The sequence below is a fragment of the Limnohabitans sp. Rim8 genome (genome assembly GCF_945869175.1).
GTDB lineage: Bacteria > Pseudomonadota > Gammaproteobacteria > Burkholderiales > Burkholderiaceae_C > Limnohabitans_A.
The window spans coordinates 1-19,146 of sequence record NZ_CAMBNZ010000027.1; the positions used below are offsets into that span (position 1 = coordinate 1).

General features: G+C 57.3%; 17 protein-coding genes and 1 pseudogene. 11 read left to right on the forward strand and 7 right to left on the reverse strand.

Annotated features, from left to right (window positions below; genetic code table 11):
- Positions 1–194 precede the first annotated feature (194 nt).
- The 5 genes and pseudogenes from Q0O19_RS06105 to miaB all read left to right on the forward strand — a co-directional run.
- Positions 195–980: pseudogene (locus tag Q0O19_RS06105) on the forward strand (hydantoinase/oxoprolinase family protein); the annotation flags it as partial.
- Positions 981–1,112: 132 nt separating this feature from the next.
- The gene (locus Q0O19_RS06110) at positions 1,113–1,631 is read left to right on the forward strand and encodes a hypothetical protein (RefSeq protein WP_295521037.1); all 519 of its coding nucleotides are present in this window, start codon (positions 1,113–1,115) and stop codon (positions 1,629–1,631) included.
- Complete coding sequence (locus Q0O19_RS06115; RefSeq protein ID WP_295520993.1) at positions 1,628–3,313, forward strand: hydantoinase B/oxoprolinase family protein; 1,686 nt, start codon at positions 1,628–1,630, stop codon at positions 3,311–3,313. The genes Q0O19_RS06110 and Q0O19_RS06115 overlap by 4 nt, the downstream gene beginning before the upstream one ends.
- Positions 3,310–4,281 carry a Bug family tripartite tricarboxylate transporter substrate binding protein gene (locus Q0O19_RS06120; RefSeq protein ID WP_295520994.1) on the forward strand — a complete coding sequence of 324 codons (972 nt, stop codon included), beginning with the start codon at positions 3,310–3,312 and terminating at the stop codon, positions 4,279–4,281. Before Q0O19_RS06115 ends, Q0O19_RS06120 begins: the two co-directional genes overlap by 4 nt.
- Positions 4,282–4,586: 305 nt before the next feature.
- Positions 4,587–5,924 carry a tRNA (N6-isopentenyl adenosine(37)-C2)-methylthiotransferase MiaB gene (gene miaB, locus Q0O19_RS06125; protein ID WP_295520996.1) on the forward strand — a complete coding sequence of 446 codons (1,338 nt, stop codon included), beginning with the start codon at positions 4,587–4,589 and terminating at the stop codon, positions 5,922–5,924.
- A gap of 13 nt (positions 5,925–5,937) precedes the next feature.
- On the opposite strand, the gene Q0O19_RS06130 is transcribed toward miaB, so the two are convergent.
- On the reverse strand, positions 5,938–6,342 hold the full coding sequence (locus Q0O19_RS06130; protein WP_295520997.1) for a gamma-glutamylcyclotransferase: 405 nt from the start codon (positions 6,340–6,342) through the stop codon (positions 5,938–5,940).
- A 20-nt stretch (positions 6,343–6,362) separates the two neighbouring features.
- Positions 6,363–7,748: a signal recognition particle protein gene (gene ffh / locus Q0O19_RS06135; RefSeq protein WP_295520999.1), complete on the reverse strand. Its 1,386-nt coding sequence runs from the start codon at positions 7,746–7,748 to the stop codon at positions 6,363–6,365.
- A 76-nt stretch (positions 7,749–7,824) separates the two neighbouring features.
- Between ffh and ccsA the strand changes: the two genes are divergently transcribed.
- The 6 genes from ccsA to Q0O19_RS06165 all read left to right on the forward strand — a co-directional run bounded on the left by ccsA (position 7,825) and on the right by Q0O19_RS06165 (position 14,689).
- Complete coding sequence (gene ccsA / locus Q0O19_RS06140) at positions 7,825–8,628, forward strand: cytochrome c biogenesis protein CcsA (protein ID WP_295521001.1); 804 nt, start codon at positions 7,825–7,827, stop codon at positions 8,626–8,628.
- Positions 8,625–8,861 carry a PP0621 family protein gene (locus Q0O19_RS06145; protein ID WP_295521004.1) on the forward strand — a complete coding sequence of 79 codons (237 nt, stop codon included), beginning with the start codon at positions 8,625–8,627 and terminating at the stop codon, positions 8,859–8,861. Before ccsA ends, Q0O19_RS06145 begins: the two co-directional genes overlap by 4 nt.
- 29 nt (positions 8,862–8,890) lie before the next feature.
- Positions 8,891–9,454 (forward strand): 1,6-anhydro-N-acetylmuramyl-L-alanine amidase AmpD, encoded by a 564-nt coding sequence (gene ampD, locus Q0O19_RS06150; protein ID WP_295521006.1) that lies wholly within the window; start codon positions 8,891–8,893, stop codon positions 9,452–9,454.
- A 412-nt stretch (positions 9,455–9,866) separates the two neighbouring features.
- Entirely contained in the window at positions 9,867–12,776 is a 2,910-nt protein-coding gene (locus tag Q0O19_RS06155) for a ribonucleoside-diphosphate reductase subunit alpha (RefSeq protein WP_295521039.1), read from the forward strand.
- A gap of 140 nt (positions 12,777–12,916) precedes the next feature.
- Complete coding sequence (locus Q0O19_RS06160) at positions 12,917–14,044, forward strand: ribonucleotide-diphosphate reductase subunit beta (RefSeq protein WP_295521008.1); 1,128 nt, start codon at positions 12,917–12,919, stop codon at positions 14,042–14,044.
- Between the two features lie 192 nt (positions 14,045–14,236).
- Positions 14,237–14,689 (forward strand): histone H1-like DNA-binding protein, encoded by a 453-nt coding sequence (locus tag Q0O19_RS06165; RefSeq protein ID WP_295521041.1) that lies wholly within the window; start codon positions 14,237–14,239, stop codon positions 14,687–14,689.
- Positions 14,690–14,794: 105 nt separating this feature from the next.
- Here Q0O19_RS06165 and Q0O19_RS06170 read toward each other — a convergent pair whose 3' ends face one another.
- The 5 genes from Q0O19_RS06170 to Q0O19_RS06190 form a co-directional block, all read right to left on the reverse strand.
- Positions 14,795–15,655, reverse strand: a complete 861-nt coding sequence (locus Q0O19_RS06170) for a zinc-ribbon and DUF3426 domain-containing protein (protein WP_295521010.1) — start codon at positions 15,653–15,655, stop codon at positions 14,795–14,797.
- A 35-nt stretch (positions 15,656–15,690) separates the two neighbouring features.
- Positions 15,691–16,596 (reverse strand): 50S ribosomal protein L11 methyltransferase, encoded by a 906-nt coding sequence (gene prmA, locus Q0O19_RS06175; RefSeq protein WP_295521012.1) that lies wholly within the window; start codon positions 16,594–16,596, stop codon positions 15,691–15,693.
- Between the two features lie 6 nt (positions 16,597–16,602).
- Positions 16,603–17,952 (reverse strand): acetyl-CoA carboxylase biotin carboxylase subunit, encoded by a 1,350-nt coding sequence (gene accC, locus Q0O19_RS06180; RefSeq protein ID WP_295521014.1) that lies wholly within the window; start codon positions 17,950–17,952, stop codon positions 16,603–16,605.
- A gap of 15 nt (positions 17,953–17,967) precedes the next feature.
- The gene (gene accB / locus Q0O19_RS06185; RefSeq protein ID WP_295521015.1) at positions 17,968–18,420 is read right to left on the reverse strand and encodes an acetyl-CoA carboxylase biotin carboxyl carrier protein; all 453 of its coding nucleotides are present in this window, start codon (positions 18,418–18,420) and stop codon (positions 17,968–17,970) included.
- Positions 18,421–18,590: 170 nt separating this feature from the next.
- A complete protein-coding gene (locus Q0O19_RS06190) occupies positions 18,591–19,133 on the reverse strand; it encodes a TlpA disulfide reductase family protein (RefSeq protein ID WP_295521017.1) in 543 nt (180 codons plus the stop codon).
- Positions 19,134–19,146: the final 13 nt, after the last annotated feature.

Sequence of the window (19,146 nt, forward strand, 5' to 3'; positions counted from 1 at the left end):
CCCACATCGAAGCGGTGGCCATTGGCTTCATGCACGCTTGGGCCCACCCTGCACATGAAGAGCGCGCACGCGACATCCTGGCCGCCATCCTTGGGCCTCAGGTCAGCATTTGTCTGTCGTCGCAGGTGTGCCCCGAAATTAGGGAATACGAGCGTTTTTCGACCACCGTAGCCAACGCCTACGTACGCCCGTTGATGGGCAGCTACCTCCTTCGGCTGCAAGAAAGCATCCGCCAAAAAGGCCTGCTGTGTCCACTGCTGTTGATGATGTCTGGCGGGGGACTGACCACGCTGGAGCTGGCCGCACGCTTTCCGATTCGGCTGGTCGAGTCCGGCCCTGCTGGCGGTGCCATTCTCGCCGCACATCTGGCACGCGAATGCGGCTTGGACAAGGTCCTGGCCTTCGACATGGGCGGCACCACCGCCAAGATTTGCCTGATCAACGATGGCCAGCCTGAAAGGTCTCGCCGCTTCGAAGTCGGCCGGGTCTGGAAAAACCTCAAAGGCAGCGGTTTGCCCATGCGCATTCCCGTCATCGAGCTGGTGGAAATTGGCGCGGGGGGCGGCTCCATCGGTCGAGTCGATGCCATGCAGCGCATCACCGTCGGGCCATAATCCTGCGGCTCCGAGCCCGGACCGGCTTGTTATGGGCGAGGCGGCGAACAGCCTGCCGTGACAGACGCCAACCTGGTGTTGGGCCGCATCGACCCCGATCGCTTTGCTGCAGGCCGCATGCCGCTCGATGGCGCTTTGTCCAGGCAAGCCTTAAGCACCCACATCGGCCAAGCGTTGGGCATGGACGCTTTTTGGGCGGCAGCGGGCATGAGCGAGATGGTTGAAGAAAACATGGCCAATGCGGCCCGTGTTCACGCCATAGAACGCGGGCAAGACCTGGAGAACTTCACCATGGTGGCGTTTGGTGGCGCTGCGCCTTTGCATGCGGGTCGATTGGCTCAAAAGCTGGGGATCACGCGGGTGATGGTGCCCGCAGGTGCAGGCGTGGGTTCGGCCATTGGTTTTTTGCGTGCCCCCGTGGCCTTTGAAGTCGTGCGCAGCGATCTGTCGGTCTTGTTGAAGATAGACGCCCAAGGGGTCGAGGACCGTCTGCAGGCCATGCATGACGAAGCACTGGCCGTGGTGCAAACGGCCAACGCAGGCGCCACACTGCATGTGCTCAGACTGGCCGAGCTGCGTTATGTCGGACAGGGCCATGAACTGCGGGTGCGCCTGCCCCCGCCAAAGGACGGACCCATCGTCAGGGGCTCCCTCGAGGCGCTGGTGGAGGGTTTTGAAACCGCTTATGAACAAATTTACGGGCTGCGCATTCCCGATTGCGACGTCGAGGTGGTCACTTGGTCGGTCACCGTCTCTACCGAGCCCCAAGCAGCGCAAGCTGTCGCATTGCCACCCAGCATCCAGCAACGCGATGTCGTGTCAACACGCCCTGTTTGGGAGCCTGCGCTGGGCGAACAGCGTCCCTTCGGCTTGCACTGGCGCTTTGACCTGCGGACCCGAGAGCACATCACCGGGCCTGCCCTGGTGGCAGAAGATGAAACCACGATCGTGATCCCTGCTGGCTGGGTGGCGCGGCTCGATGAACAAGGCCATTTGATGATGGAGGTCCAAGCATGAGCACACAGATGCTGCACGCGATTCGCACCCAGGTGATGTGGAACCGTTTGATTTCCGTAGTCGAAGAGCAAGCGCAGGCATTGCTGCGCACCGCTTTTGGATCGGTGGCACGAGAGGCGGGAGACCTGTCAGCCGGCGTTTACGACACACAGGGGCGCATGCTGGCCCAGGCGGTCACAGGCACACCCGGTCACGTCAACACCATGGCGGTGGCGGTGGCTCATTTTCTGCAAAGGTTTCCTCTGGAAAGTCTGACCGCTGGCGATGTGCTGGTGACCAACGACCCGTGGATGGGGACCGGTCATCTGTTTGATTTTGTGGTGGTGACCCCCGTGTTCATGGACCAACGTCCGGTTGCCTTGTTTGCATCCACCTGCCACACCATCGACGTGGGGGGGCGCGGCTTCACGGCCGATGCCGCCTCCGTGTTCGAAGAGGGCACCTGCATTCCCCACCTCAAACTGGTGCGTGCCGGGACGCTCAATGAAGATGTGCTGGCCATCATCCAGGCCAACTCACGCAACCCCATTGAGGCAAGGGGTGACATCCTGTCGCTGGTCAGCAGCAACGAAGTGGGCAGTCGCCGCCTGATCGAGATGATGCGCGAGTTCAAACTGGCGCATCTGGACGCTTTGGCCGAGCACATTCTTGATCAATCGGCCAGTGCCACCCGAGAAGCCATCGCGCGGCTGCCCGATGGGCAGTGGCGATCTGACATGACCATTGACGGTTATGAACACCCCGTCACTCTGGTGGCTACCTTGCGCAAGCAAGGCGAACGCATCCAAGTGGATTACGACGGTACTTGCGCCGCCTCGCGAATGGGCATCAACTCGCCCAAGTGTTACAGCGATGCTTATTCGGTTTTCGGCCTCAAATGCCTGATTGCGCCCGAAGTGCCCAACAACGCGGGTTCTTTGGCCCCCTTCGAAGTGTTCGCCCCCGAGGGCAGCATCGTCCATCCCCAGCGCCCAAGTCCAGTCACGGCTCGCCATGTGATCGGACAAATGCTCCCCGACCTGATGTTTGGCTGTCTGGCGCAGGCCCTGAACGGCCAAGTGCCCGCCGAATCGGCAGGCAGCATCTGGGTGCTGGCCATGAGCCGGGATGCAGCGCAAGGCCCGGCCTTCAATGTCATGAGTGTCGGTCTGGGTGGCACCGGTGCACGGCCCACCAAAGACGGTTTATCGACCACCGCTTTTCCCAGTGGCGTAGGTGGCATCCCGGTTGAAATCACCGAGGCGCAATCACCGCTGGTCTTCTGGGAAAAAGCGTATTTGCAAAACTCGGGTGGCGCCGGGCAATGGCGTGGCGGCCTGAGCCAACGCATTGTGATTGGCACCCGGGACGCCCTGGGGTTTGAATGCTCGGCAGCCACCTTTGACCGCCGCGCCCACCCTGCCCGCGGTCGCAACGGTGGACTGCCAGGGGCACCGGGACGGGTCGAGATCCTGTCGGCCAGCGGCGATTTGCACCCCCATGAAGACAAAAGCACCATCCACATCCCCGATAGGGGCCGACTGTGCATTGAATTGCCCGGCGGTGGCGGTTTTGGCCCGCCCGAAAAACGCCCGGCAGCACTCCAGGCCCAAGACGAAATCAACCAATACGTTCGGTCTGACCAGGCCCCCCAAGATCTTTCACCCCTGCCTTCCACCCCACTCACCAGGAGATCCTTATGAAACTGCTCCAGCGCCTGACATGTTCATTTTTTCTGCTGTTCATGGCTCTGCCATGGCCCGCAAATGCTGCCGATTACAACGGCACGGTCCGCATCGTGGTGGGATTCCCGCCCGGAGGTGCCACCGATGTGGTGGCACGCATCATGGGCGATAAATTGCGTGTGATCATGAACCAGCCCGTCATTGTGGACAACAAACCCGGCGCTGGCGGCATGGTCGCCACGCAACAACTCAAGGCTGCTGCGCCAGACGGTGCCACGGTGATGCTGACCATCGACCACTCGCATGTGATCATTCCGCTGACCTTCAAGGCTCCCGGGTATGACCCGCTCAAGGACTTCACAGCCCTGGCTGGTGTCGCGAGTTACTACAACGTGATGGCACTGACCAGCGCCATAGGCGTCAAAACACCGGCTGAATTGGGTGCTTGGCTCAAAGCCAACCCGGGCAAGGCCAATTACGGCATTCCTGCAGTGGGCAGCGTGCCGCAATTTGCAGGGCTGCTGGTGGGTAAGTCGCTGGGTACCCCCATGGTGGCTGTGCCCTACAGGGGTGGTGCGCCCTTGGTTCAAGATCTGCTGGGCGGGCAAGTGCCTGCCGCCTTTTTGTCACTGACCGAATCCATCGAACACCACCGCAGTGGAAAAATGCATGTCATGGCCGTCTCGGGTACAACGCGCGCCAAATCGGCACCAGACATCCCCACCTTCCAGGAGCTGGGCATCAAGGGTGTGGACAAAAATCCATGGCTGGCATTTTTTGGCCCCAAGGGCTTGCCCCCAGCGTTTGTGGACCGCTTCAGCCGCTCGGTGGCCACCGCATTGGCCGACCCAGAAGTCGTTGAAAGGCTCTCCAAATTGGGCAATGTGGCCACCTATGCCAACCCGGCCCAACTGCAAGAATGGGTCAGCTCAGCCACCCTGCACTGGGGCCCGGTCATCAGGGATTCAGGGTTCGAGTTGCAATGAAAGTTTGACGCAAAGTCATGGGCTGCAGTTCGCCCATGACTTGGTCATTTAGGTTTTTATATGTACGGCAAACTCGCATGAACGTTGAACCAAGGCACTGAAGATCGGGTGCAGCGAGGCGGCCCCATTCAGAGAACTTTAGGCATCCTGAACGCCTGCGATAATCAGCAAATTCTAAAGTGCATCAGCGCTTTTCTTTTTCACAGCCTCTGGATCTACACCATGAACCGCTGCACTTTGGCCCTTTTCGGGCGTGCTTTGCTTTGCCTTGACTTCATCACCTCCTTGAACGCCGTGGAGGCCGCATGAGCAAGAAGGTCTTCATCAAAACCTTTGGCTGCCAGATGAACGAGTACGACTCGGACAAGATGGCCGATGTGCTGGGTGCGGCCCAGGGCTATGTGCCCACGCAGGACGTGGACGAGGCCGACCTGATTTTGTTCAACACCTGCTCGGTGCGCGAGAAGGCACAAGAAAAAGTCTTCAGCGATCTGGGCCGGGTGCAACACCTCAAAGCCAAGGGCGTGCTGATTGGCGTGGGCGGCTGCGTGGCCAGCCAGGAGGGGGCCGAAATCATCAAGCGCGCGCCTTATGTGGACGTGGTGTTTGGCCCGCAGACCCTGCACCGCCTGCCGGAGTTGCTGAATGAGCGCGAGCGCAAGCAGCGCCCGCAGGTGGACATCAGCTTCCCTGAGATTGAAAAGTTCGATCACCTGCCACCCGCCAAGGTGGACGGTGCCACCGCCTTTGTGTCGATCATGGAAGGTTGCAGCAAATATTGCAGCTACTGCGTGGTGCCTTACACCCGGGGCGAAGAAGTGTCGCGCCCCTTTGAAGATGTGCTGGTCGAAATCGCCGGTCTGGCTGCGCATGGCGTGAAAGAAATCACCCTGCTGGGCCAAAACGTGAACGCTTACCGGGGCAAGATGGGTGGCACGGCAGACATTGCCGACTTTGCCTTGTTGCTGGAATACGTGGCCGACATGCCTGGCATCGAGCGCATCCGCTACGTGACCAGCCACCCCAATGAGTTCACCCAGCGCCTGATCGACGCGTACGAGAAAATTCCCAAGCTGGTGAGCCATCTGCACTTGCCGGTGCAGCACGGATCGGACCGCATTTTGATGGCCATGAAGCGCGGCTACACCGCCATGGAATACAAGAGCACGATCCGCAAGCTGCGGGCAATCCGCCCCGACATGTCGCTCAGCAGCGATTTCATCGTGGGCTTCCCCGGCGAGACCGAGGAGGACTTCCACAAGATGATGAAGCTGATCACCGATGTGGGCTTTGACACGAGTTTCAGTTTTATCTTCAGTCCCCGCCCCGGCACGCCTGCGGCCAACCTGCACGACGACACACCGCACGCCGACAAATTGCGCCGCCTGCACCACCTGCAAGCGACCATCGAAGACAACGTGCAGCGCATCGGCAACAGCCGCGTGGGCACGGTACAACGCATTTTGGTGGAGCGCCCTTCACGCAAGGATACGACCGAGTTGGCCGGCCGCACCGAGTGCAACCGGGTGGTCAACTTCCCGGGCGGCCCCCACATGGACCGACTGATCGGTCAGATGGCCGATGTGCGCATCACCCAGGGCCTGTCGCACTCGCTGCGTGGGGAGTTGGTGATCCAGGACTGATCCGCTGGTTTTTTCAGGATTTGCGCCCAACTTCGCGGATGTAACGGCGGTAATCGCCATGCGCGATGGGCGTGCAACCGTCCACAGGACGGTTGTAGACATAGGTCTGCACAGACTGGCCTTGCAGCGGGCCACTGACCACCATCACTTCTTCGCGCCAGTATTGCGACGCGGCGCGGTCGCCGGGCACCATGTCTTCCACCGCATCCAGACGGGCCAAGTGCCCCTCGTCGACTGCATAGACCTCACCAAAGACCCGTCCGTCCCCGGGGGGCTGGTCTTGCAAAAAGCCTGGGTATCGGCCGACATCGACCAGCCGGCCCGCCACCTGGGCGTTAGCCAGAAGTTTTGCGCCGTTCATTTCGGCTTCCAGGCGCAAACCGGGCATCAAGGTGCCGTAAATGAAGAGTCGGTGCATCGAATGGCCGTTTGTAAAGGTCAGCGCGGCATGCCGGGGAAGCCCCCGCCGCCGCCCATCATGCCTTTCATGGCACCCATGCGTTTCATCATCTTCATCATGCCGCCGCCAGACATTTTTTTCATCATGTCCTGCATCTGCTCAAACTCCTTGAGCATACGGTTCACGTCTTGCACCTGAACGCCAGCACCGGCGGCAATCCGGCGCTTGCGGGTGGCTTTGATCAGCTCGGGCTTGCTGCGCTCTTTGGGTGTCATGCTGTGGATGATGCCTTGCTTGCGGCCAATGTCTTTCTCGACCTTGTCCATGTCCATCGCACCAGCCTTGGCGGTCATCTGGGAAGGCAATTTGTCCATCAGGCTTGACAGCCCGCCCATTTGCTTCATCTGCTGAATTTGGGCCAAAAAGTCATTCAAATCAAAACCGCCGCCGCTCTTGACATTGGCCGCCAACTTTTGCGCGGCTTCCATGTCCACGCCTGCAGTGACCTGCTCCACCAGCGCCACGATGTCGCCCATGCCCAGAATGCGTCCAGCGTGGCGCTCGGCGTCAAAGACTTCCAGTCCGTCGATCTTCTCGCTGGTACCCGCAAATTTGATGGGCACGCCCGTGATCTGGCGCACCGACAAGGCAGCACCACCGCGTGAATCGCCATCCAATTTGGTCAACACAATGCCTGTGAGTGGCAAAGCCTCGCTGAAGGCCTTGGCCGTGTTGGCCGCATCCTGGCCTTGCATGGCGTCCACCACAAACAGGGTTTCAACGGGTTTCAATTCAGCATGCAACGCCTTGATCTCGGCCATCAGGGCTTCGTCAATGGCCAGACGGCCAGCGGTGTCCACCAGCAGCACGTCAAAAAAGTGCTTGCGGGCAAAGTCAATGGCGGCGCGGGCAATGTCGATCGGCTTTTGGTCGGGGGAGCTGGGGAACCACTCGGCTCCAGCTTGCGCAGTGACGGTTTTGAGCTGCTCAATGGCCGCAGGGCGGTAAACGTCGCCCGAAACCGTCAGCACTTTCTTTTTTCGTTTTTCAATCAAGTGCTTGGCCAGCTTGGCGGTGGTGGTGGTTTTGCCAGCACCTTGCAAACCGGCCATCAGGATCACCGCAGGCGGCTGCGCCGCCAGATTGATGTCGGAAACGCCTTCACCCATGGTAGCGGCCAACTCGCGGTTGACCACGCCCACCAGCGCCTGGCCGGGCTTCAAAGAGCCCATGACCTCTTGGCCCAAGGCTTTGTCTTTCACCCGGGCGATGAAGTCGCGCACCACAGGCAAGGCCACGTCCGCTTCCAGCAGGGCCATGCGCACCTCACGCAACATGTCGGCCACGTTGGATTCGGTGATGCGGGCCTGTCCGCTGAGGGTCTTGACGAGGCGCGAGAGTTTGTCGGTCAGGGCGGAGGCCATGGGGGGTCCAGAAATAACCGGTTTACCGTGGTGGTGAAGCCCCTTTGGCGTCACCTGAAAGGATAAACTCGGACCCATGATTTTAGCGAGTCCCCCATTTTGGATGCTGCCGGCCACGGCAGTGGCTGCTTTGGCCTACGGCTTTCCAGCGCTGGCGGCCGGACGCATGAACGACAACCATGCGCGCCGCCTGCTCGGTCTGGCCTGGGTCGCTCACGCCGTGGCTTTGCTGAGCCTCTTGGCTGGTCCGGTCCGTTTTGGGTTTGCACCGGCCATCTCGGTGACGGCATGGCTGGTGGTGACGGCCTACATGGTGGAAAGCCAGTTTTTCCCCAAATTCAAAGCGCGATGGGCCATGGGGGGCTTGGGCAGCGTCGCTGTGGTGCTGGCTTGGTTTTTCCCGGGCACGCCCTTGTCGGCACAAGCTTCGGCATGGTTGCCATTGCACTGGGCTTTGGGTTTGTCGGCTTATGGCATGTTTGCTGCCGCAGTGGTGCATGCGTGGATGATGACGCGGGCCGAGCACGACATCCGAATGGCCCAAGATGCCGACAGCGGTTTGCCGCTGTTGACGCTGGAGCGACTCACGTTTCGGTTCGTCTCGGCAGGCTTTGCGCTGCTGACAGCCACCTTGGTGGCTGGCTTTTTCTTTGGTGAAGCCCTTTACGGTCAAGGACAAGGGCATTGGCGCTGGGATCACAAAACCATTTTTGCCATGTTGTCCTGGCTGACCTTTACGGTCTTGCTGATCGGACGCAGCCAATGGGGCTGGCGTGGTCGCAGAGCAGTCAGAGTCCTTTATATTGGCGCAGGTTTGCTGCTTCTGTCTTATGCAGGTTCACGTTTTGTCATGGAAATCATGTTGGGGCGCTTGGGATGAAATACCTGCTGATCTTGTTGTTGGTGTTGGTGGTCATCTGGGCCGTCAAGCGGGGACGGGCACCCAAGTCACCCCCAACTCCTTCCAAACCTGAGGCGTCCACACCCTCTGAAATGGTCACTTGCGCCCAATGCGGTCTCCATTTACCTCAAGATGAAGCCGTTTCAGGCCAAAAAGGGCTTTACTGCAGCACCGACCACCGGGCTGCCGCACATGACCGTAACCCGGTCTGAGTCGACCACGCGGCCCTATGCCCCTTGGTTTGACCTCTCCACTTTGGCGTGAAGGCTGGCATCCACAAGCCCAGTGCTTGGCATCCCCCAATTTCGGACTGCGCCCTGATGGGGTACTTATCGACCTGATCGTGGTCCACTCCATCAGCTTGCCCCCAGGCCAATACGGTGGCGACGCGGTGCAAAGGCTCTTCACCAACCAGCTCGACTGGGACGAACACCCCTACTTTCAAGGCATTCGGGGCTTGGAGGTGTCGTCCCACTTCTATATTCAACGCGACGGCTCGCTCTGGCAATTCATCAGCTGCAACCACCGCGCCTGGCATGCAGGCGCCTCTCAATACAGGGGCAAAAGCAATTGCAACGACGATTCGGTGGGTATTGAGTTAGAAGGCTTAGAGGGTGATCGCTTTGAAGACGCCCAGTACCAATGCTTGGCCAAGCTGTGCCATGAGCTCAAACAACACTACCCCATTGCCCATGTCGCAGGGCATGAGCACATTGCCCCTGGCCGGAAACTCGACCCTGGGCCAGGCTTTGAATGGCCACGCCTTCAAAAACTGCTGGACTTTCCACCTCAAGCCTTCCCTTGATCGTCGAATTTGGCGATGCGCCAAAAAATAATTTCGACCGACAGACTGACTCTTCCAGCCCATTGGACACGAGAAGGTCCAACCGACAGATTCCAGACATTCGCATGCCATCAAGGCGCGCTGCGGCAAAGTGCTTCACAAGCCATATGTGGCTTGAAAGAGCATCCACAAAGCCCATCAAATCAGGCCTCCCAAGCCGCTTTTTCAGAAGATGAAACGTGCTTGCCACCCCCCTCATTGGGTGAAGCACCGAGAAACTGACAAAACAGCCCGGTACACTACCTGTAGTGGCTTGTGCAGATGCCAGACACCAGATATAGTGTCCCATACAAATTTCCACCACATCATTGAGCGCCGGTTGGAGCGCTTTGCCCAGACCCCAAGACCCCATATAAAAACCATATCTATGACCATGCAAACAGACCTGAACATCGCGGCCTCATCTCCCGCTTTGATGCGCCAACCCGAAGCAGTTTCCCCAGGCACACCCAGCCTGCAAGCACTGACCCACTACCAGATCATTCGCCGCAACGGCGCAGTGGTACCGTTTGAGCCCAACAAAATCGCCGTGGCTCTGATGAAAGCCTTTCTGGCGGTCCATGGAACCCAAGGTGCAGCTTCGGCCAGCGTGCGCGAAGTGGTCGAAGAATTGACCCAAAACGTGGTCCGCGCTTTGGTGCGTTCACGTCCTGCTGGCGGTACTTTTCATATTGAAGATGTGCAAGACCAAGTCGAGCTGGGTTTGATGCGCAGCAGCAACCACGAAGTCGCTCGTGCCTATGTGCTTTACCGTGAGCGCCGCACCCAAGAGCGCGCCCAACACCAACAAGAATCAGCCCCCCAGCCCAGCACCCCCAGCTTGCATGTGATCGATGGTGGCCAACGCGTGGCCCTGGACCTCGATTACCTCAAAACCCTGATGGTCAATGCCTGCGCCGGCTTGGGCAAAGACGTGAGCCCCGAGCCCATCGTCGCCGAAACCATGCGCAACCTGTACGACGGCGTGCCCATGGAAGAGGTCTACAAAGCGTCGATCCTCGCTTCACGTACCTTGATCGAAAAAGACCCGGATTACACCTATGTGACCGCCCGTTTGCTGATGCACACCATTGCCAAAGAAATTTTGGGCAAAGAAGTGCCCCAAAGCCAAATGGCCGAGGAATACATCCATTACTTTCCACAATTCATCAAAAAAGGCGTGGACAACGAGCTGCTTGATGAAAAATTGTTGCAGTTCGATCTGAAACAATTGGCTTCAGCCCTCAAGCCAGAACGTGATCTGCAGTTCGATTACCTGGGCCTGCAGACCCTGTATGACCGCTACTTCCTGCACGTGCGAAAAACCCGCATCGAGATGCCCCAAGCTTTCTTCATGCGCGTGGCCATGGGCTTGTCGCTCAATGAAATCAACCGCGAAGCCCGTGCCATCGAGTTCTACGAGATCCTGTCTTCGTTTGATTTCATGTCGTCCACGCCAACCCTCTTCAACAGCGGCACTTTGCGCTCACAGTTGTCGAGCTGCTACCTGACCACCGTGCCCGACGATCTGGGCGGCATCTATGACGCCATCAAGGAAAACGCCTTGCTGTCTAAATTTGCGGGTGGCTTGGGTAACGACTGGACACCTGTGCGAGCCTTGGGTGCCCACATCAAAGGCACCAACGGCGAATCGCAAGGTGTGGTGCCTTTCCTGAAAGTCGTCAACGACACCGCCGTGGCGGTCAACCAAGGCGGCAAGCGCAAGGGCGCGGTCTGCGCCTACCTGGAAACCTGGCCCCTGGACATTGAAGAGTTTTTGGAACTGCGCAAGAACACCGGCGATGACCGTCGCCGCACACACGACATGAACACGGCCAACTGGATTCCCGACTTGTTCATGCGCCGCGTCATGGAAAAAGGCAACTGGACCTTGTTCTCGCCTTCTGATGTGCCAGATCTACATGACTTGTTTGGCCTGGCCTTCGAAAAAGCCTATGTGGCCTACGAACAGAAAGCCGAACGCGGTGAAATTCGCCCCAGTAAAACCGTGCCTGCGACAGACCTGTGGCGCAAGATGCTCTCGATGTTGTTCGAAACGGGCCACCCTTGGATCACGTTCAAAGATCCTTGCAATGTGCGCTCACCCCAGCAACATGTCGGCGTTGTGCACTCCTCGAATCTGTGCACCGAAATCACGCTCAACACCAGCGACACCGAAACCGCCGTGTGCAACTTGGGCTCTGTGAACCTGTCGCGCCACTTGAAAGACAGCGCCCATGGCAAAGTGCTGGACCATGACAAACTGAAAAGAACCATCACGATCGCCATGCGCATGCTGGACAACGTGATCGACATCAACTATTACGCCGTCAAGAAGGCCCGTGACTCCAACATGCGCCATCGCCCTGTGGGTCTTGGCCTCATGGGCTTCCAAGACTCGTTGTACGAGATGCGCACCCCTTACGCCTCTCAGGCGGCGGTGGAGTTCGCAGACCAATCGATGGAAGCGATTTGTTACTACGCTTATTGGGCCTCCACCGAACTGGCCAAAGAGCGCGGTCAGTATGCGAGCTATAAGGGCTCTTTGTGGGATCAAGGCATCTTGCCTTTGGACACTCTGAAACTGCTGGAGCACGAGCGTGGTGGTTATGTCGAAGTGGACCGCTCGTCCACACTCGATTGGGACTTGCTGCGCCAGAAGATTTCCACTGACGGCATGCGCAACTCCAACTGCGTGGCCATTGCACCCACCGCCACCATCTCCAACATCATCGGTGTGGACGCGTCGATCGAGCCTTGCTTTGGCAACCTGTCGGTCAAGTCCAACTTGTCGGGTGAATTCACCGTGATCAACGGGTACTTGGTGCGTGACTTGAAACGCCTGGGTCTGTGGGACGATGTGATGGTCATGGACTTGAAACACTTCGACGGCTCCTTACGCCCAATCGATCGTGTACCGCAAGAAATCAAGTCCTTGTATGCCACAGCGTTTGAAGTGGAGACCACTTGGTTGGTTGAGGCTGCTGCGCGTCGCCAGAAGTGGATTGACCAAGCACAATCGCTTAACATTTACATGGCCGGCGCATCGGGCAAAAAACTCGATGACACCTACAAACTGGCATGGTTGCGTGGTCTCAAAACCACCTACTATCTGCGCACATCCAGTGCCACGCAAGTTGAAAAATCCACCGTGAATTCGGGCTCGCACAATGCCGTTTCTTCTTCGGGTATGAACGCCGCTGAAACTGCTGCAGCAGCAGTTCAAGCCACCATGAACACATCATCTGCGACCGACGTCAAGTTCGTGGCCATCGACGACGTGGGCTGTGAAGCTTGTCAATGATTTGAAAAGCATTGCACTTTGCTGTGACAAGCCAAGTGCGATGCAATTGCACAACACTTCGCGTTGCTACGCATCGAAATAGTGACTCGTTTCTTTGAATTTCTCACGCTTGCTTTCATAATTTGAGAACTGGAATTTTTATGTTGTCCTGGGACGAACAAGTCAAACCCGCATCGCCATCCGTGCTGCCTTCTTTCACTGGCGCTGATGCACCGACAGCGTTTGCCACCGCATCACCTGCCGCAGTTCCCCGCCGCATGAATGCGGCAGACAAACGCATCATCAATGGTCAGACCGATGTCAACCAGTTGGTGCCGTTCAAATACAAATGGGCTTGGGAGAAATACCTAGCCACTTGCGCCAACCACTGGATGCCACAAGAAGTGAACATGACCCGTGACATCGCTTTGTGGAAAGACCCCAATGGTCTGACCGAAGACGAGCGCCGCATGGTCAAGCGCAACCTCGGTTTCTTTGTGACTGCAGATTCTTTGGCTGCCAATAACATCACGCTAGGCACTTACCGCCACATCACCGCGCCCGAGTGCCGTCAATTCTTATTGCGCCAAGCCTTTGAAGAAGCGATTCACACACACGCTTATCAATACATCACAGAGTCATTGGGCTTGGACGAAAGCGAGATCTTCAACGCTTACAACGAAGTCAAATCCATCCGCGACAAGGACGAGTTCCTGATCCCGTTCATCAACGTGATCATGGACCCGCACTTCAAGACCGGCACGCAAGAGACTGATCAAACTTTGCTCAAGTCCTTGATCGTGTTTGCTTGCTTGATGGAAGGCTTGTTCTTTTATGTGGGTTTCACCCAGATTTTGGCCTTGGGTCGTCAAAATAAAATGACGGGCGCCGCTGAGCAGTACCAGTACATCTTGCGCGACGAATCCATGCACTGCAACTTCGGTATTGACATGATCAACACCATCAAGCATGAAAATCCACAACTTTGGACGACAGAGTTCAAGGCAGAAATCAAGGAACTGTTCTTGCACGCTGTTGAATTGGAATACCGTTACGCCGAAGACACCATGCCCCGTGGCGTGCTGGGCATGAACGCGTCCATGTTCAAAGGCTATTTGCGTTACATCGCGAACCGCCGCGCCACCCAGATTGGTTTGGAGGCACTCTTCCCTAACGAAGAAAACCCTTTCCCCTGGATGAGTGAAATGATTGACCTGAAAAAAGAACGTAATTTTTTTGAAACCCGGGTCATTGAGTACCAAACTGGCGGGGCCTTGTCCTGGGACTGATTTTCTGAACACCCCTCGAATGTCCCCTCTCTACAAGCCACACGCCTCATTGCCTTCGGGCCGTGGGCATTGTGGCTTTTCTGCGTTCATGGTGTTGAGGGTTGCCTCAGCACCATGGATCGCTTTGTGCAATCCAACAAGCACCAAGCGTTCCCTTTCCGTTGAGTTCTCAACTTGATCAAGGAGAAAATCATGGCAACTGCAAAAAAAGTAGCGGCAAAAAAAGCTGCTCCCGCAAAGAAGGCCGTCGCGGCCAAGAAACCTGTCGCTAAAAAAGTAGCTGCAGCCAAGAAGCCTGCTGCTAAAAAAGCCGCTCCAGCCAAAAAAGCTGTTGCTGCCAAAACGCCAGCAGCTAAAAAAGTAGCCGCTAAAAAGCCAGCAGCCAAAAAAGCCGCTCCCGCTAAAAAAGCAGCTCCTAAAGCCGCAGCCGCTAAAAAGCCAGCAGCCAAAAAAGCCGCTCCCGCAAAAAAAGCAGCCGCCAAGAAAACAGCGGCCAAAAAACCAGCTGCTAAAAAGCCTGCTGTGAAAAAGGCTGCTAAAAAGCCTGCTGCAAAGAAGGCATCCAAAGCTCCCGCTGCTCCCGCTGCACAAACAACGCTGAATCCTCAAGCTGCATGGCCGTTCCCCTCGGCCGCCAAGCCCTGATTCAACCCCGTTCGACGCAAGTAGCGCAAAGCCCAACACTGGCAACAGTGTTGGGCTTTTTTGTGATCGCTCGTCTGCTCAGTGAATTGTTTGGGGCTGGAGAGATCAGGGATAAAAAATGGCCAATCGGTAGCCCAAAGGTTGCAAGCCTTCAGTAGGCAAAAGCAGCAGTTGGCCACTCCAGACTTGACCTGGCGCTAAGGCAGAGGGTGCATTTTGTTCGGTTGGCTGTAACACCCTGCGAACCAAGGTCTTGTCCTGCGCATCCAGCCATGTCAGCTCCAATGCGGGCATTTCCACAGTCTGCGGGGTCACGTTGCGCACAGACCAAAGCAAGGCCAGACCGCCATCGCGCGGTGTCATGCTGGAGTTTTCAATGACCACACCCTCTGGCACGGCCGGTGGCACCATCTCGCAACCTAGCAGGCGGCAGACCGATTCAAAAGGCTTGGCCAAGGACGGTTCAACCGCCATCAATGGGTAACGCCCAGCCCAAATCCATTGGAGGGCCAGTGCCAACAGAAGACTCCATACAACGACCATGGGCCAACCAAACGGTGATGGGGGTGTCAAAACGGCGGGCTGATCTTCAGGCACAGCATTGGGGGTCAACAAAGCACCAAAGGGCATGCCAAAAACCTCGGCGGGTGGCGCAGTCGGCGTCGAAGTCAAGGGCTGAGCTTTAAAGTTTGACAAAGCCTCTTCAAAAGCGGTGACCGCAGACTGCGGGGCAGACCTGTCTTCTTGCATGAGCAAGTCGTCAATGTCCAAGCGCTCGGCGGTTTTTTCCGTGGCCCAGGTGGGCTCGGGATTGCAAGCTTCAGGCACCCATTTCAAAACCAAGCCTGTGCTGTCAAACGCGTGTTGACATTGCCCGCAGCGCAACCAACCTTGCGCCACTTTCAGCTGATCTGAAACAACCGTGTAAGTCACACCACAAGCGGTACAGCGGGTGATCCATTTCATGGCGCAGTGACCCAGAGCTTAGGTGTTGTCTGGGATCAGGGCAAAACCGAGGTGGTGGTTGGCGATTGGGCGGTCATCAAAATCCAGCCGTCTTCGCTGTCAGCCACTTCAAGCGCAAGCCAAGGTGCATAAGCGGCTTTGAGTTCGTCGGCCTGACGCTCCAAAATACCGGCCAGCACCAAGGAGCCCGTGGGCACCACATGGGCGCAAAGCAATGGGGCCAAGACCTTGAGCGGTGTGGCCAAGATATTGGCCAAAACCGTTTGGTACAGGCCCTGCGCTTTGTCGGGTAACCCGGCTTGCAAGTGCACGTTGTTGGCGTGCGCGTTCAACTCGGTGGATGTCACTGCTGCATCGTCAATGTCCACCGCATCGATCTGTGTGGCCCCGTATTTGGCAGCCCCAATGGCCAAAATGCCCGAACCACAACCGTAATCCAGCACACGCTGGCCTTGAACGCCGTGCCGCGCAATCCAGCGCAAACACATGCGGGTGGTGGGGTGTGTGCCCGTGCCAAAGGCCAAGCCCGGGTCGAGTCGGATGATATGCCGCGCTTGTGCGGGTGGCTCATGCCATGTGGGAACAATCCAGAAATCAGGCGTGATTTCAACCGGTGCAAACTGCGATTGGGTCAAACGCACCCAATCCTGATCTGCCACCTCCTGCACGCCCAGCATCTGGCAAGCTTCAAAGAAATCTTGCGCACACAGCAAGGCGGCCGCTTCTTGGGCATGGGACTCTTGCGCAAACAGCGCCACCATGCGCGAGCGCTGCCAACCGTCTTTGGGCGGTGGCATGCCTGGTTCTCCAAACAAGGCTTGCTCGGCTGGGGTTTGGGCATCGGCATCTTCCACCGAAACGCTCAGGGCATCCAAGGCATCGAGCGCGTCGCTCAAGAGGTCCACACGATCTTCGGGACACAGCAAGCACAGTTCAAACATAGGAATTCAGCGCTTGTGCTGGCTCAGCCAGTGTTCCAAGTAATGGATGTTGGTGCCGCCTTGCATGAACTTGGCATCGACCATCAACTCGCGGTGCAAAGGCACGTTGGTGTTGATGCCTTCGATCACGATCTCATTCAAGGCTGTTTGCATGCGGGCCAAAGCCTGCTCGCGGGTGTCCCCATGTACGATCAATTTGCCAATCATCGAATCGTAGTTCGGTGGCACAAAGTAGTTGTTGTAAACATGCGAGTCGACACGCACGCCAGGGCCACCGGGCATGTGCCATGAGGTAACGCGACCAGGGGAGGGCGTGAACTTGAACGGGTCTTCGGCATTGATACGGCATTCAATGGCATGACCTCGAATTTGGATCTGTCGCTGGGTGAACGGCAATTTTTCACCCGCAGCCACCATGATCTGGGTTTTGACGATGTCGATGCCAGTGACCCACTCGGTGACCGGGTGCTCCACCTGCACGCGGGTGTTCATTTCGATGAAATAGAACTCGCCATTTTCAAACAAAAACTCGAACGTGCCCGCACCGCGGTAGCCGATTTTTTTGCACGCGGCCACGCAGCGTTCGCCAACCTTTTCGATCAATTTGCGCGGAATGCCAGGCGCAGGGGCTTCTTCGATCACTTTTTGGTGACGGCGCTGCATAGAACAATCGCGCTCACCCAAATAAACCGCGTTCTTGAACTTGTCGGCCAGGATTTGGATCTCAATGTGACGCGGGTTCTGCAGGAATTTTTCCATGTAGACCGCAGGATTACCAAATGCGGCACCGGCTTCTGCCTTGGTCATTTGCACCGCGTTAACCAAAGCGGCCTCGGTATGCACCACACGCATACCGCGACCACCACCACCACCGGCGGCCTTGATGATCACCGGGTAGCCCACGGATTTGGCAATGCGGCGAATCTGGACCGGGTCGTCGGGCAGCTCACCTTCAGAGCCCGGCACGCAAGGGACACCTGCGCGAATCATGGCCTGCTTGGCCGAGACCTTGTCGCCCATGATGCGGATCGACTCCGGGGTCGGGCCGATGAACTGAAAACCGCTTTTCTCAACGCGCTCGGCAAAGTCGGCGTTTTCGCTCAAAAAGCCGTAGCCAGGGTGTATGGCCTCGGCATCGGTCACCTCGGCCGCTGAAATGATGGCCGGCATGTTGAGGTAACTCAACGATGAGGCCGCCGGACCAATGCACACGGCTTCTTCGGCCAACTTCACGTATTTGGCTTCTTTGTCAGCCTCGGAATACACCATGACCGCTTTGATACCCAACTCTCGGCACGCACGCTGGATTCGCAAAGCGATTTCGCCGCGGTTGGCCACCAGGATTTTCTTGAACATGAAATCCCCGTTGGCTTATTCGACGATGAACAAAGGCTGACCATATTCCACAGCCTGACCGTTTTCACACAAGATTTGAGTCACGGTTCCCGCCTTGTCGGACTCGATCTCGTTGAGGATCTTCATCGCCTCAATGATGCACAAGGTGTCGCCTTCTTTGACCACCGAACCAATTTGAATGAACGGCGCAGCACCAGGACTGGACGAACGATAAAAGGTGCCCACCATAGGGGACTTGACAGCATGACCTGCGGGCACAGCGGGTGCTGCGGACACATCGGCCACCACCGCAGCCGGAACAGGCGCTGCCACCATCGCCACAGGGGCCACTTGCTGCATCGCCACGGGCGCGGCAACGCCCATGCTTTTGACAATGCGAACTTTGCCTTCAGCCTCAGTGATCTCGAGTTCCGAAACGTTCGAATCGGACACCAAGTCAATCAGTGTTTTGAGTTTGCGCAAATCCATAAATCCTCCAAGGCTTTGAACACATGCGATGAATCGAATTTACACTAAATTTCATCAACTGCCCTCGAAATTGACATTACGCATCACAAAAGAAGATCTAACGCACAGGTTCTCTCGGCTTGCATTGCCCGAATATTCATTCCCAAGCAAGACTGACTCGACCGGTGTTTTCAAGCCTTCACCGCGCGCCATTGAGCCAAATCATCGGGCGTGAGTTGCCCCATCTTTTGACGCCAAATGCTGCCATCTGCCTTGAAAAATACCGTAAAAGGCAAGCCGCCAGCGGTGTTGCCCAGTGATTTGGCCAAGTTCGTACCCTCCAAACCAGCCAACCCCACGGGAAAACCCAAGGGTTGCCGCTCCAGGAAGCGGCGCACGGCACTGGGCTGGTCAATCGCCAAGGCCAGAACTTGGTGACCACTGGCTTCATTGTCACGCCAGAAGGATTGGATCATGGGCAACTCTTCGATGCAGGGGGGACACCAAGTGGCCCAAAAGTTCAGCAAAAGGGGCTTGCCCTTGAAACTGCCCACCGACAGCCCCGCCCCTGCTGGGGTCTCAAACTGTTGGGCCCAAACCGGGTGGCTGTCGGCGCGGTCCACGGCTTGTGGCTCAAAACGCCACAAAGCCACGCCCACACCGGCCACAGCTGCCGCCGCACCCGCCCCTAAAACCAAATTACGCCGATAGGCACCAGAGCTTTGATTGTTCATGCTGAGATTCTCC